The organism is Aliiroseovarius halocynthiae, assembly GCF_007004645.1.
GTDB lineage: Bacteria > Pseudomonadota > Alphaproteobacteria > Rhodobacterales > Rhodobacteraceae > Aliiroseovarius > Aliiroseovarius halocynthiae.
Genome location: NZ_ML660019.1, coordinates 1,148,778 through 1,161,992 on the forward strand (window position 1 = coordinate 1,148,778; position 13,215 = coordinate 1,161,992).

Here is a 13,215-nt window from a genome sequence, read left to right on the forward strand (position 1 = left end):
CGCAATGCCTGCTAGCGGCATTACTTGTCCCAAAACGCCGTTTTTTCGACTTGCTGCCAGATTTAGGCTTCGCGTTGTACCAACCAGTCCAAAATCGCGACGCGGTTTTCATCTAACAGCGGCGCGGCCTGTGGCTGTCGCGCATCGTCGATACTGTCCATTTTGATTGGGTTGCCAGCGGCAGCGAAAGGTGCGCCGCCGTCTGGGGCAGGCAGGTGTTTGACCATGTTGCGGGCCAAGATCTGAGGATCTTCCATTGCTTCGGCCACATTCTGGATCGGCGCACAGGGAATACCTTCGGCGGCGAGAAGGTTTAGCCAAAACTCTCGCGGATGGGCCAGTGTTACGGTTTCGATCCGCCGACGCAGCAACATCACGTTCTGGCAGCGGGACAGATTGTCTGCAAATTCGGGCAGAGTGGCCCATTGCGGCTTGCCAATCACCTCGCACAGCTTGGCGAAAAGCACGTCATTTCCGCAGGCGATGACCATCAGGCCGTCAGCGGTGTGATAGGTCTCGAACGGGGCAATTGAAGGGTGGCGTGCCCCCGACGGTTCGGGTGGAATGCCGGTTTCACCGGTGATGGCGATGGCGTGTTCCATGATGGCCAGCTGGCTGTCCAGCATCGCCACATCCACTTTTTGCCCCTCGCCGGTTTTTTCACGCTGATAGAGCGCGGCCAACAGCCCGTGGCCCAGAAACATGCCTGCGACAATATCCCCAACAGATGCCCCCACGCGCACCGGCTCGCGGTTCTTTTCGCCGGTGATCGACATAACACCGCCGCGCGCTTGCACCACCATGTCATAGGCCGGCCGCAGGGCATCAGGGCCGGTATGGCCAAAGCCCGACACGGCGCCGTAAATTAGGTGCGGATGGCGTTCAGACAGGTCGTCCCACCCATATCCCAAACGCTCCATCACGCCGGGGCGATAGTTTTCCATCACGACATCCACCTGCGCCAAAAGCCGTTCGAACACCGCGCGGTCACCATCGTCTTTCAGGTTCAGAGCGATGGATTCCTTGTCACGATTGATCGTGGCGAAATAGGCGCTGTGCCCGTCGCGGAAGGGCGGGAAGTGACGTGTGTCGTCGCCGGTGCCAGGCTGTTCCACCTTGATCACCTTCGCGCCCAGATCTGACAGGATCATGGAACAATAGGGGCCTGCCAGCACGTGGGTCAGGTCCAGAATGGTGATGTCGCAGAGCGGCGGCCGATACGTCTGTTCTATGGGAGTGTCCGTCATTTGAACGATCCTTATGTTCGCGGGTTTATGCGACAGATAGCGTTCGGTTTTGAGGCGCACATTGAGGGAAATCAAGTTCCCGATTGGACCGCCAAATAACAGCGATCAAAGACCGGCAGGTTTTCCGGTCTTTGTCGTGGTAGCGGGATCAGTTGGTCCGGTTACCCAGTTTGTCATAGGTTGCGTCTGGGACGATCGGCGCAGGTGCCGGCTCGGGCTCTGATGCGCAGGCGGCGAGTGTTACAGTAGCGATCAGTGCAAGGGCAGCTGTCAGTTTCATGGTCGGCTCCATCGTTGGTTGTTGAGGGTTTAGGCCTGCGGGGATTCGCAAGTTTCCCAACTGCGAAGCTTAGAGGTCGGAGCAGTCGCAGCAAGCGTTAATCTTTGTGGCTAGGGGGGTGGCAGATGTTCGCATGCAATCGCACAGGAAAAACAGAAGCAGGCCCACCAATTGGGCGGGCCTGTTTTGATGTTGACGTATAGGCGGAACATTACATCTTGAACCGAAGGTGTGTAAACATGGTGTCAGACAGTTTGATCAACGCGTCATATCACCCCCGACGGCGGCGGCCTCCGCGGCGGCCACCAGCTGCACCAGCGGCCCCGGAATTGGTCGAGTTGAACTTGATCCACTCGGCGCCGCCTTCGTCATTGTTGGTCAGGAAGTTGGCGGCGCGGATGGCCTCCATTTCCTTCCCGGCTTTGGGTTGGGTCGAGCCAAGTCCGAACAGCTGACAAAAGGTTTCATCATCCATGTCGGCCGGAACGATGATGCCTTTGGCTTCGATCTCGGCTTTCTTCTCGGCCAGTTTTTTTGGGCCAACGGGCAGGGCGATCGGGTTCATGATCGCCGAGGTCATACCAGTTGCCATCGCCATTGGCAGGAAGGCGTTGTTGATGCCATGACGGTTGGGCAGACCAAACGAGATGTTGGAGGCACCACAAGTGGTGTTCACGCCCAGTTCATTGCGCAGGCGGTTGTTCAGTTCAAAGACCTGCAGGCCAGCTGTGCCCATGGCGCCGATCGGCATGACCAGCGGGTCGACCACAATGTCATGTGCCGGGATGCCGAAATCAGCCGCGCGTTCCACGATCTTCTTGGCAACCGCAAAGCGCACCTCGGGGTCTTCCGAAATGCCGGTGTCGTCGTTCGAAATCGCAACAACAGGCACGTTGTATTTCTTGACCAGCGGCAGAACCAGTTCCAGACGTTCTTCTTCACCAGTGACCGAGTTCAGAAGCGGGCGACCATTGGCGGCTTCCAGACCTGCTTCCAGAGCGCCGGGAACTGACGAGTCGATGCAGAGCGGGCAATCGGTGACGGCTTGCACCACTTCGACCAGTTTGCGCATCAGGTCCGGTTCAACAAAGTTGTTGTCGGCGTAACGCGGATCTTCGGCCATTTTGTTCGAGAATACAGCGCCCGAGTTGATGTCCAGAATGGTCGCGCCGGCAGCCACCTGTGCCAGTGCATCGCGCTCCACGCGGCTGAAATCGTCGCGCTCCAGCTCCTCGTTCAGGATCTTGCGGCCGGTCGGGTTGATGCGCTCGCCGATCACCGAGAACGGCTGGTCAAAGCCGATGATCGAGGTCTTGGTCGCGCTTTCGACGATGGTACGTGTCATTCTTGATTATCCTTTGGTCGCGTTCACGGGGGCAGTGTTGTCACCGCCATGCTCGATGGCCCAGTTGGCATTGGTTTTGATCCCGCCCAGCGGGAAGAAATGCACCTGGGTGATGTTGAAGTCGGGGTTGGCGGCTTTGTGCAGCGCCAGATCGTTCAGAACTTCGGTCGGCTCGTGCGGCAGCAGCAGCTTCGATACGTCTTTGGCGCGCTTTTGCAGCACTTTCAGCGACGGACCCACGCCGCAGGCAATGGCGAACTTGATCATGGTTTGCAGCTTGGCCGGACCTGCGATGCCGATATGGATCGGAAGGTTCATGCCACGCTCGGCCAGTTCGTTCGCCCATTGGATGACCGGTTCAGATTCAAAGCAGAACTGGGTGGCCAGCGCCATCTCGGCGTCGGTGCGTTTCGAGAACTCTTGTTTCCAGTCCAGCGCCGCATAAGTGTTGGCGCGCCCGCCCTTAGGGTCGATGTCCAGATTGGGCTCGGGGTGACCGGCAACGTTCAAGTGGGTAAAGCCCGCCTGATCAAAGAGACCCGTTTCCAGAAGTTGCATCGAGCTGTCGAACTCGCCAACTGGCTGGGCCACACCACCGGCAAGGATCAGGCCCTGCTTGACGTCTGCTTCACCCTGATACTGGGCGATCCAGTCAGCCAAGGTTGCTTTGTCTTTGATGATACGCGCCGGGAAATGCGGCATCACGTCAAAGCCTTCTTCCTTGATACGCTTGGCGGTGGCAACCATGTCTTCGATTGGCGTGCCTTCGATATGGGCGATATAGACGCGCGTGCCCTCGGGCAGAAGGTCGCGGAAGTCTTCGACCTTGCCAGCTGTGCGGGGCATAACTTCGATTGAATAGCCCTTCAGAAAGGCTTGAAGTTCGGGGCTTGCTGCATTGGCCTGACCATCGTCAGACTTTTTGCGGAAGTTCAACAGCGCCATGGCTGCCTCCTTGATAGAGGGTGGGATCAAGCCCATCCGTCGTTGCCAATCAGAGCGACAAGGCGCTCTTTGTCATATTCCGCATCCAAACGCGCGGCTTCAGCCGTTGCGATTTCCCGCGGATCACCGTCAACCGAGAAAGGGTCAGCCTTGCGCCATTCCGCCAGATAGGCGTCGCTGTCTTTTGCGTTCACCTTCATGGCAGCCCGGTCAATGGCTTGTTCGAACCGCTCGGGCAGGGGGGCTTTGGCCCCACGGCGCCCTTTGCCCACGATCACTTGGGCGGGGATGTCCCTCCAGTAAACGATGGTGACGTCCGGCATTGCGATTCTCCCTTTTCCTCGTTCTCTATTCCTAAGCGCGCTTGCCCGTTGCCTTGTGTCGAATTTCGACACGCCGCGTTTCAACAGCGACTTCGCAGGCATCGCGGGATCACGTTCGAACGATCCGCGCCAAAGGAATACGAAAAAGCACTGGCGCAGGCTATGCCCTGCGCGGTGAAAACCATTCATGTTGATTATGACCTAAGAGTGTCACATTTGCCGTCCAGCAGGGATTGCCAGCACCGGTCATGCACCCTATCTTGGGGATAACTCGAAAATGGAGGGCGTGACCAATGGCGCCCAAGCGTCCCAAAGGTGCGGGCGTGTTCCCGAAAGCGGTAGTAGCCCCCGTGCCATCCCCCGTGGATCCGGCAAGCCTGTATGCGGCGCTGGACCTCGGTACAAATAGTTGTCGGATGCTGATTGCCCAGCCAAAGGGCAGTCAGTTTCACGTCGTGGACAGCTTCTCGAAATCGGTGCAGCTGGGCCGGGGGCTGGAAACGTCTGGTCGCCTAAGCCGTTCATCCATGGCGCGGACGATCCAAGCCCTGCGTATTTGCCGTAAAAAACTGATCAAACATGATGTGAAACGGATGCGACTTGTCGCGACCGAAGCCTGTCGTCGCGCCTCGAACGGTAAGAACTTCATGGCCAGTATCCGGCGCGAGACCGGGTTGGATCTGGAGATCATCAAGCCGGAAGAAGAAGCGCGTCTGGCCGTGGTGTCCTGCGCACCTTTGGTGTCCACCAAGACCGAACAGCTTTTGGTGGTGGATATCGGTGGCGGCTCGACCGAGCTTGTCTGGATCGACCTGTCGAAAGTTCCGCCGCTGGATCGTGCGCAATCCATTATGCGGATGGGACGCGGATTTTCGGGTGGTGTGGGCGATTTCCCGGCCGCCAGCGTGGTTGACTGGATTTCGGTTCCATTGGGCGTGGCGACATTGCGCGAGATGTTTGACGATGTGGAAGACGATTCCGGGCGCTATGCGCTGATGTCGGTTCATTTCGAAGAACAGCTGGCCGATTTCAGCCCGTTCCACCATGAACCCCCGCGTGAAGGTTTTCAGATCATTGGCACCTCGGGCACGGTCACAACCGTGGCCGCGACCCACCTGGGCCTGCGTCGCTATGACAGGACCCGCGTTGATGGGCTGCGCATGACCTCGGAACAGATCGAGCGCGTGATCCAAGGGTATCTGGCGATGGGCCCCAAGGGGCGGCGCGTGAACTCGCATATCGGACGGGACCGGCAATCGCTGATCATGTCCGGCGCGGCGATTTTGCAGGCGCTTTTACGGGTCTGGCCGACAGATCGCTTGTCAGTTGCCGATCGTGGCCTTAGAGAAGGCATCCTTTATTCTCAAATGTCCTCGGACGGCGTGTTGGAAGGCGGACCTTTCTGATGTCTCAAGACGGTGGTAACTCCGGCGGCTCCCAAGGGGGCGGCAATAAATATTCAAAACGGACGCGCAAAAGCTCGGGCCGGGGGCAGCGCGATCTGACTGTGAAGGTGAAAACCGCACGGGGCCGTCGCAGTTCGTCGACACGTTGGTTGCAGCGCCAGTTGAATGACCCCTATGTGCAACGCGCTCAGGCCGAGGGCTATCGCGGTCGTGCGGCCTATAAGATCATGGAATTGGACGATAAATACCGGTTCCTTGTGAACGGCGCCCGCGTTGTTGACCTTGGCTGCGCGCCGGGGGGCTGGGCGCAGGTTGCCGTGCCCCGCATCAATGCACTGGGTGAGAAGTCTGGCAAACGCGTCGGCACCTATCTGGGCGTGGATTTGCAAGAGGTCGAACCTTTTGCAGGTGCCCGTTTCGAGCAGCTTGATTTCATGGACGAGGGTGCCGACCAAGTCGTGCGTGACTGGTTGGGCGGCAAAGCGGATGTGGTCATGTCCGATATGGCGGCGTCCAGTTCGGGCCATAAGCAGACCGACCATTTGCGGATCATCTCGCTGTGTGAAGCAGCCGCCTATTTCGCGTTCGACGTGCTGGATGAAGGTGGCACTTTCGTGGCGAAAGTGCTGGCCGGCGGGGCTGAAGGCGAGCTTCAGAAGCTGTTGAAGACAAAGTTCAACAAGGTGATGAACGTAAAACCGCCCTCAAGCCGCTCGGACAGTTCGGAAAAATTCGTGGTCGCGATGGACTATAAGGGCTAAGCCAGATGCCGGGCCACGCGGCGCGTGCTGGCCTTAGCTTGTCGTCTTTTGAACAGCCCCCTAAATCCCATCGTGACACAAAGTATTCAAAATGAATGTACCGCCCGTGCGCATCGCCGGGCGCAGATCTGAAAGGTGCAACATGCGCGCACAACCTCAAGCCAGCCATTTCATCAATGGTGCCTATGTCGAAGACACGGCAGGTGCAGAAATCGATGTGATCTTCCCCGCCACCGGCGAGGTTATTGCAAAGCTGCATTCCGCAACCCCTGCAATCATCGAACAGGCCATCACATCGTCGTTGGCAGCGCAGGCGGACTGGGAAGCGATGACCGGAACCGAGCGTGGACGCATTCTGCGCCGCGCTGCTGACATCATTCGCGAGCGCAACCACGACCTGTCGGTGCTTGAGACACTCGACACCGGTAAGCCGTATCAGGAAACCAGCGTTGCCGATGCGACCTCGGGTGCGGATGCGCTGGAGTATTTTGGCGGTTTGGCAGGGTCGCTGACAGGCGAACACATCCAGATGCCAGACGGGGATTTCGTCTATACGCGCCGTGAAGCGCTTGGGGTTTGCGTTGGCATCGGCGCGTGGAACTATCCGACCCAGATCGCCTGCTGGAAAGCCGCACCTGCATTGGCCTGTGGCAACACATCGATCTTCAAACCCTCTGAAACCACACCGCTTTCTGCGTTGAAAGTGGCCGAGATCATGATCGAAGCGGGCGCGCCGGCGGGTATCTTCAATGTCATCCAAGGCTATGGTGATGTGGGCGCTGCGCTGGTCACCGACCCGCGTGTGGCCAAGGTTTCCCTGACCGGATCGGTGCCAACTGGCCGCAAGGTTTATGCTGCCGCCGCAGAAGGCATGAAACATGTCACGATGGAGCTGGGCGGCAAGTCACCGATGATCGTCTTTGACGACGCCGATGTGGACAAAGCCGTCTCGGGCGCCATTCTGGGCAACTTCTATTCGTCGGGGCAGGTCTGTTCGAACGGCACGCGCGTGTTTGTGCAGAAAGGCATCAAGGAAGCGTTTTTGAAGCGCCTTTCTGAGCGTCTGGAGGGCGCTGTGATTGGCGATCCGCTGGACCCCGAAACATCGTTCGGACCGATGGTCAGTGAAGGGCAGATGAATATCGTTATGAACTATATCGAGAAGGGCAAGGAAGAGGGCGCGCGTCTGGCCTTCGGCGGTGCCCGCATCGACGGCGACGGGTTCTATCTGCAGCCCACGGTCTTTGCGGATGTGACTGACGATATGACGATCGCCCGTGAAGAGATCTTTGGGCCAGTCATGTCGGTTCTGGATTTCGAGGACGAAGACGAGGTGATGGCCCGGGCCAATGACACCGAATTCGGTCTGGCCGCTGGTGTGTTCACCAACGACTTGACCCGCGCGCACCGCGTGGTTGCCGGGTTCGAGGCAGGCACCTGCTTTATCAACACTTATAATGATGCGCCGGTTGAGGCGCCGTTTGGTGGCTCCAAAGCTTCGGGCGTCGGGCGTGAAAACTCGAAAGCAGCGATCGAACATTACTCCGAGCTGAAGACTGTTTATGTGCGTTTGAGTGATCTGGAAGCGCCGTTCTAAGCTACAATAGCGGGGTGAGGGGCGTTGCCCCTCGCGCATGCGCGCTCACCCCAGGATATTTTGAACAAGAAAAAGTGCGCAGCTATTGGTTGCGCGTTTTTTGTGGGTGTATCGGAGTGGTTGGTTACTGGAGGACGGGCCTGTTGTCAGGCGTCGCGTTCTGCGATTTGCTTGACCTCGGGCGCCAGTTCGAACCGCCATTTGCGCAGCGGGCCTGCCATGACGTTCAAATAATACATCTCGAACCCATAAGGTGCGCCGCAGGGGTGGTGGCCCTTGGGCACGCAAACAACATCGCCATCAGAAACAGCCATCGTTTCATCCAAGGATCCGTCGTCAGTATAGACGCGCTGTATGCCAAACCCATCCGCCGGGTTCAGTCGGTGGTAATAGGTTTCTTCCAGATAGGTGATGTGCGGGTAGTCGTCTTCGTCATGCCGATGGCTGGGGTACGAGGACCAGTTGCCCGCAGGCGTGAATACCTCGGTCACCAGCAGGCTGTCGCAGAAATCTTCTGCCTCCATCGCGATGTTGTTGATGTAGCGTGTATTTGCGCCAGTTCCGCGTTGGGTCAGGGTGATCCCGTCCGGGCCGATTTTGCGGGCAGGATGACCACCTTTGCCCGGGGCCGCGCAGACGGCGATCACGCAATCCGTCTGGGCCGCGACCTGCCAGTCGCTGCCATTGGGCAGATACAGGCTGTGGGGCGGGGTCTTTTCGAACACGTTCATGCGGTCGCCCAAAACACCCCAATCCTGCCCTGCACCGGTGATTGCGGCCTTGCCTTCGACCATGACCAGAATGACCTCATTCTCGCCAGTGGCGTCGGACACGCTGTCGCCCGCCTTCAGCTTGTGAAGGCCAAACCCGACATAGGTCCAGTCCGCGCTTTCGGGCGTGATGTCATGGACCTTGCCATTGGACCGGATGGGTTTGTGCAGTAGCTTTGACATGACGTGTCCTTTAAATTACGAGTGCCCGCCGAGATCCCCGGCGGGCAAAGCTTTTATGCCGATTGCCTGATTTGCAAGGCTAGCAGATCGTTGTGCAGCTTGTCTGTGGCCCATTGCTCGGCAACCGCTTGGCGCAGGATGTCGGCCTGCGTTTGCGGGGCATTGCCTCCGACGGGCGGATCCGTGTCCAGATTGGTCGGAAAGGAATACCCCTCGGCCGTGGCGGCGATTGCGGCTTGCAGGTCCGGCGCGCTGAGCGTGTCCTCCAGCCCCAACAGGGCCGGGAAGATCGCATTGGCCATCGCCTGCCGATCCACGCTTTCCATGGCGCGCCCGAAGGCAGACGAGATCTGGACCAGATTGGCCATACGCTCGATGTCTTCGGTACGGTTTTCGCCTGCTGCGTGGAAGAGCGCGGGGTTGAAGAACACAGCGTCGCCTTTTTCCAGCGGTAATTGGATGCAGGCCTCTTCGAAATATCCGGCAAAGGCCGGATCGTGAAAGGCCAGATAGCCCGGCCCATAGCTTTGCGAGAACGGCAACAGTTTGGTCGGCCCGCTGTCGACCGGCATGTCGCAATGGGCAATCGCGCCTTGCAGGGTCAGGCTTGCAGTCAGCAGATGCGCGTGGGCGGGGAAACGGGCTGCGACCTCGGCGCTTTGGAAGCCAAGATGATAGTCCCGATGCGCCTGCTGCGCTTTGCCACCGGGACGTACCTGATTGACCTGCGCAGTCATCTGATAATGCGGCCCTAGCCAAGCTTCACAGGCCGCGGCAATGGTGGCGTTTCCAAAATACAGCGCAAAGCCTTCCGGGTCGCGCAAACAGTGCTTTTGCAGCGCATTCCAGATCCGATCATTGGCCCCAGCTGCCGCGAAGTGATCCCCTTCGCCCGAGCCGCTGGCCCGTTCGTCGGCGATGATGGCGCGGAACACCCGGGTCGCGCGGTCGATCACCGCAGTGTCTGCATAGGCCGATTTCAGGACGATAACACCGGCACTTTGTCCCAGTACTTTGCCCCATTCGGTCAGCAATCTTTGACGCGCATCCGCATCGGCCAGCGACAGCCGCAGTGCATTCATATCATAGATCGGAACATTCTTCTGAACATCCGCGGCATAGGGCACCATGTCAGGCGTAAGGCTTTGTGAGGTCAGCACCTTGAACTCGTCCAGATCGCAGGACTCGCGATCAAAATAAGGGATATATCCAAGTTCAGTATCTACCATGATAACCTCCATTGTCATGGTTGGTGTTGACCCCAAATGGGGCAGCGAAATCAGGTCTGGATGGTCAGGCCAGACGCAGAGCAGATCGTCTTGATATGTTCATATCCAAGCTTTGAGTACGCATATGGGTTGGCCTTGGCCGGGTCCTGTTCGGCCTCGACAACAATCCAGCCCTGATAGTCGATCGCCGCCAGCTTGTCGGTCACGGCCTGAAAGTCGATACATCCTTCGGGATCGCCGGGCACTGTGAAGGCGCCCGCCACGACGGCATCAAGGAAGCTTTTGTTGTCAGTGCGGATCATCGCGGTCACATCCGGGCGGACGTCCTTGTAATGCACGTGCCGCACCCGATGCCCCCATTTGTCCAATGTGCTCAACACGTCTGCACCGCCGAACTGCAAATGGCCCGTGTCGAACAGAAGCGTGACCTCGTCCGAGCTGCCCTCCATCAGCCAATCCACATCATGCTGATCTTCGATCATCGACCCCATATGGTGGTGATAGGCCAGAACCATGCCCTGATCGGCCATCCATTTTGCCAATTCGGACAGCTTCGCAGCATAGGCCGTGATCTCGTCACGTGTCAGCTTTGGGCGGTTGTTGACGGGCGTGGTCAGATCACCCTGAACCGTATTGGAACACTCGGCATAGACAAGCGCGGGGCTGTCCAAAGCGACGAACTGGTCGACCTGCTGGCGCACTGCGTCGATTTCGTCGGCGACGCTATTCACCATCAGATTGCCCGAGCACCAGCCGCCACACAGCGCGATGTCATTCGCGGCCAGATAGCGGCGCAGACCTTCAGTATCTTGCGGCATGCGGCGTCCGCGTTCGACACCGGTATAGCCGATCTGACGGGCTTCCTGAAGAGCTTGCTCCATGCTGTAAGCCGCTGTCAGGTCGGGCAAGTCATCGTTTTGCCACGCGATGGGGGAGATGCCGATTTTCACGCTCATGGGCTTGCCTTTACTTAGTCCAGATCCGACAGGCGTACCGGTGCGCCGGTCGCCAATGATCGCGTTGCGGCCTCGGCCATTGCAAGCGCATTTACCCCGTCTTGCAGGCTGACGGGGATATCGGCCTTGCCGGTGGCGGCGTCCACAAATGCGCTCCATTCCGCTTTATAGGCGGGCATATAGCGTTCGAGGAAGAAATAGGTGGGCTTGGCCCCGATCACGCCGTCTGCCGTTGATTTTACCACCGTGTTTTCCAGCACATTTTGCGCCTGCAACATGCCTTTGGCCCCTAGAACCTCGATCCGCTGGTCATAGCCAAAGGCGGCGCGGCGCGAGTTCTTGATCACCGCGATCCGGCCATCCGCATAGGTCAGGGTCGCAACGGCGGTGTCTACGTCGCCCGCATCTCCAATTGCGGGATCAACGATGGCGCTGCCTGTCGCCATAATGGTTTGGGGCAGGGCGCCCATGATGAAGTTTGCCATGTCAAAGTCGTGGATCATCATGTCGCGAAACAACCCGCCGGAGACTTTGATGTATTCGATTGGCGGCGGGGCCGGGTCGAACGAGGTGATGGCGAGGAGTTCTGACTTGCCAATTTCACCTGCGTCTAACGCGGCTTTCAAATGCCCAAAATTTGGATCAAAGCGACGGTTGAACCCAACCATGACGGGCTGCCCGCTGTCTTTGGTGGCGTTTAGACAAGCGCGTGCACGATCAAGGCTTAGGTCCACGGGTTTTTCACAGAAGACGGCTTTGCCGGCGGCAGTTGCGGCTTCGATCAGGTCCGAATGGGTGTCGGTGGGCGTCGCGATGACCACTGCATCAATATTGGGGTCCTGCAGGATGTCGTCTGACGTGGCCGTGGCAACGCCATATTGCGAAGCTAGCTTTTCAGCGTTTTCTGCGAACGCGTCCGAAATCGCCACAAGTGCGCTGTCACGGTGTGCGGTGATTGCGGCAGCGTGGACAATGCCAATGCGTCCCGCGCCAAGAAGTCCGATACGAAGCATCATGTCCCCCCAAGGAATCTGTCATTTGCCATACGATGCCGCGTTGTGCACGCGCGTGCAATCAAAATGTGCACGCGCGTGCAAAGTGCTGGTGCAGTAAGGCTCGGCACGTTAGACAGAAGGGAACAAGAAGGGGCGTCATGGCATCCACTCCTAAATCCAAACCGGCCACGGCCGAAGATGTGGCTGAACTGGCCGGTGTATCGCGATGGACGGTTAATCGTGCGTTCAAAAAGGATGCCTCGATTTCGAAGCGCACATTGGATCGGGTGATGAAGGCGGCGGCGCGGCTGGACTATGCTCCGGATCTTTTGGCAGCCAGTCTCGCCTCAGATCGCAGCAATCTGGTGTCGCTTCTGATCGATGATTTTGCCAATCCGCATAAGCTTGTGATGCTCGAAGCACTGACGCGTGTTTTGGGGGCGCATGGGTTGGATGTGTTGTTGGTAAACACTGCCAGCCAGAAAGATACACAGGATGCCCTGCGCACAGCGCGACAGCGGCGGGTGGATGCTGCTGTGTTGATTGGCAGTCAGTTAAGTGACGACCTGATTGCGCAAGCGAAAGGTACGGATCACATTGGAAAACTGATTGTTTTCGCACGCTTGTCGTCAGAAGTTCAGGCGGTTTCGATTTGTGTGGATGATCGATCAGCAATGGCTGTTATGACAGATCACGTCTTGTCTGGCGGGTATAGTCGACCTCTCTTTTTGGCCGGTCCTCAGACACGGTCTGCCCATTTGTTACGCCAGCAGACCTTCGTTGAAGGTTGGCAGTCCGCAACGGGATTTAGGCCAGAAGATCACGTGGTGGGGTCGTATGATCCAAGACAGGCATATCGGCAAGTCACCTCGTTTCTGAAGGGCTGCCCGGAAGACAGCTGGCCGGATGTGATCGTGTGCGAAAATGACGCCTTGGCCGTTGGCACGATTGATGCTTTGCGCCACGAGTTTGGTCGAAATGTTCCGGGCGATTTGGCGGTAACGGGCTTTGACGATACGCCTCAGGCGGCGGATCAAAGCTATCAATTGACGACGTATCGCCAACCCATAAGCGCCATGGCAGAGGCTTTGGCACAGGTCGTTTTGGGGCAACGTGACGAGGTTGGGCTGGATAGGTTCACTGGCGAGTTGGTCATCCGCCGCTCGGCGTGACGCTGG

At 58.2% G+C, this 13,215-nt stretch carries 13 protein-coding genes; 4 read left to right on the top strand and 9 right to left on the bottom strand.

The features are described 5' to 3' along the window. Positions 1-62: 62 nt before the first annotated feature. The 5 genes from FIL88_RS05710 to FIL88_RS05725 form a co-directional block, all read right to left on the bottom strand. Positions 63-1,247, bottom strand: a complete 1,185-nt coding sequence (locus FIL88_RS05710; protein ID WP_142852815.1) for a CaiB/BaiF CoA transferase family protein — start codon at positions 1,245-1,247, stop codon at positions 63-65. Positions 1,248-1,395: 148 nt separating this feature from the next. Beyond that, positions 1,396-1,527: a hypothetical protein gene (locus tag FIL88_RS17005; protein WP_281281285.1), complete on the bottom strand. Its 132-nt coding sequence runs from the start codon at positions 1,525-1,527 to the stop codon at positions 1,396-1,398. A 271-nt stretch (positions 1,528-1,798) separates the two neighbouring features. Continuing rightward, on the bottom strand, positions 1,799-2,872 hold the full coding sequence (locus tag FIL88_RS05715) for a methyltetrahydrofolate cobalamin methyltransferase (protein ID WP_142852816.1): 1,074 nt from the start codon (positions 2,870-2,872) through the stop codon (positions 1,799-1,801). Between the two features lie 6 nt (positions 2,873-2,878). Next, positions 2,879-3,817 (bottom strand): methylenetetrahydrofolate reductase, encoded by a 939-nt coding sequence (locus FIL88_RS05720; RefSeq protein WP_142852817.1) that lies wholly within the window; start codon positions 3,815-3,817, stop codon positions 2,879-2,881. 26 nt (positions 3,818-3,843) lie between these two features. Beyond that, a complete protein-coding gene (locus FIL88_RS05725) occupies positions 3,844-4,140 on the bottom strand; it encodes a virulence factor (RefSeq protein WP_142852818.1) in 297 nt (98 codons plus the stop codon). A 293-nt stretch (positions 4,141-4,433) separates the two neighbouring features. On the opposite strand from FIL88_RS05725, the gene FIL88_RS05730 reads away from it, so the two are divergent. From FIL88_RS05730 to betB, 3 genes are all read left to right on the top strand, one after another. After that, on the top strand, positions 4,434-5,546 hold the full coding sequence (locus FIL88_RS05730) for a Ppx/GppA phosphatase family protein (RefSeq protein ID WP_142852819.1): 1,113 nt from the start codon (positions 4,434-4,436) through the stop codon (positions 5,544-5,546). Continuing rightward, positions 5,546-6,307: an RlmE family RNA methyltransferase gene (locus FIL88_RS05735; protein ID WP_142852820.1), complete on the top strand. Its 762-nt coding sequence runs from the start codon at positions 5,546-5,548 to the stop codon at positions 6,305-6,307. The genes FIL88_RS05730 and FIL88_RS05735 overlap by 1 nt, the downstream gene beginning before the upstream one ends. A 142-nt stretch (positions 6,308-6,449) precedes the next feature. After that, the gene (gene betB, locus FIL88_RS05740) at positions 6,450-7,904 is read left to right on the top strand and encodes a betaine-aldehyde dehydrogenase (protein ID WP_142852821.1); all 1,455 of its coding nucleotides are present in this window, start codon (positions 6,450-6,452) and stop codon (positions 7,902-7,904) included. A 146-nt stretch (positions 7,905-8,050) separates the two neighbouring features. Here the strand turns inward: betB and iolB are convergent, their stop codons facing one another. Genes iolB through iolG form a run of 4 tightly spaced genes read right to left on the bottom strand, consistent with a single transcriptional unit; the run spans position 8,051 to position 12,055 of the window. Next, complete coding sequence (iolB, locus tag FIL88_RS05745) at positions 8,051-8,857, bottom strand: 5-deoxy-glucuronate isomerase (RefSeq protein ID WP_142852822.1); 807 nt, start codon at positions 8,855-8,857, stop codon at positions 8,051-8,053. 53 nt (positions 8,858-8,910) lie between these two features. Further along, positions 8,911-10,086, bottom strand: a complete 1,176-nt coding sequence (locus FIL88_RS05750; protein WP_142852823.1) for a phytanoyl-CoA dioxygenase family protein — start codon at positions 10,084-10,086, stop codon at positions 8,911-8,913. A 50-nt stretch (positions 10,087-10,136) separates the two neighbouring features. Further along, positions 10,137-11,042, bottom strand: coding sequence for a myo-inosose-2 dehydratase (gene iolE, locus FIL88_RS05755; protein WP_142852824.1), 906 nt, complete (start codon positions 11,040-11,042; stop codon positions 10,137-10,139). A 14-nt stretch (positions 11,043-11,056) separates the two neighbouring features. Then, positions 11,057-12,055, bottom strand: a complete 999-nt coding sequence (gene iolG, locus FIL88_RS05760) for an inositol 2-dehydrogenase (RefSeq protein WP_142852825.1) — start codon at positions 12,053-12,055, stop codon at positions 11,057-11,059. Between the two features lie 140 nt (positions 12,056-12,195). Between iolG and FIL88_RS05765 the strand changes: the two genes are divergently transcribed. Next, positions 12,196-13,209: a LacI family DNA-binding transcriptional regulator gene (locus tag FIL88_RS05765; RefSeq protein ID WP_142852826.1), complete on the top strand. Its 1,014-nt coding sequence runs from the start codon at positions 12,196-12,198 to the stop codon at positions 13,207-13,209. Positions 13,210-13,215: the final 6 nt, after the last annotated feature.

Coding starts and splice junctions, on each gene's coding strand:
- FIL88_RS05715 (WP_142852816.1), bottom strand. CDS start 2,872: ATGACACGTACCATCGTCGAAAGCGCGACCAAGACCTCGATCATCGGC.
- FIL88_RS05725 (WP_142852818.1), bottom strand. CDS start 4,140: ATGCCGGACGTCACCATCGTTTACTGGAGGGACATCCCCGCCCAAGTG.
- FIL88_RS05735 (WP_142852820.1), top strand. CDS start 5,546: ATGTCTCAAGACGGTGGTAACTCCGGCGGCTCCCAAGGGGGCGGCAAT.
- FIL88_RS05765 (WP_142852826.1), top strand. CDS start 12,196: ATGGCATCCACTCCTAAATCCAAACCGGCCACGGCCGAAGATGTGGCT.
- FIL88_RS17005 (WP_281281285.1), bottom strand. CDS start 1,527: ATGAAACTGACAGCTGCCCTTGCACTGATCGCTACTGTAACACTCGCC.
- betB (WP_142852821.1), top strand. CDS start 6,450: ATGCGCGCACAACCTCAAGCCAGCCATTTCATCAATGGTGCCTATGTC.
- iolE (WP_142852824.1), bottom strand. CDS start 11,042: ATGAGCGTGAAAATCGGCATCTCCCCCATCGCGTGGCAAAACGATGAC.
- FIL88_RS05730 (WP_142852819.1), top strand. CDS start 4,434: ATGGCGCCCAAGCGTCCCAAAGGTGCGGGCGTGTTCCCGAAAGCGGTA.
- iolG (WP_142852825.1), bottom strand. CDS start 12,055: ATGCTTCGTATCGGACTTCTTGGCGCGGGACGCATTGGCATTGTCCAC.
- FIL88_RS05720 (WP_142852817.1), bottom strand. CDS start 3,817: ATGGCGCTGTTGAACTTCCGCAAAAAGTCTGACGATGGTCAGGCCAAT.
- iolB (WP_142852822.1), bottom strand. CDS start 8,857: ATGTCAAAGCTACTGCACAAACCCATCCGGTCCAATGGCAAGGTCCAT.
- FIL88_RS05710 (WP_142852815.1), bottom strand. CDS start 1,247: ATGACGGACACTCCCATAGAACAGACGTATCGGCCGCCGCTCTGCGAC.
- FIL88_RS05750 (WP_142852823.1), bottom strand. CDS start 10,086: ATGGTAGATACTGAACTTGGATATATCCCTTATTTTGATCGCGAGTCC.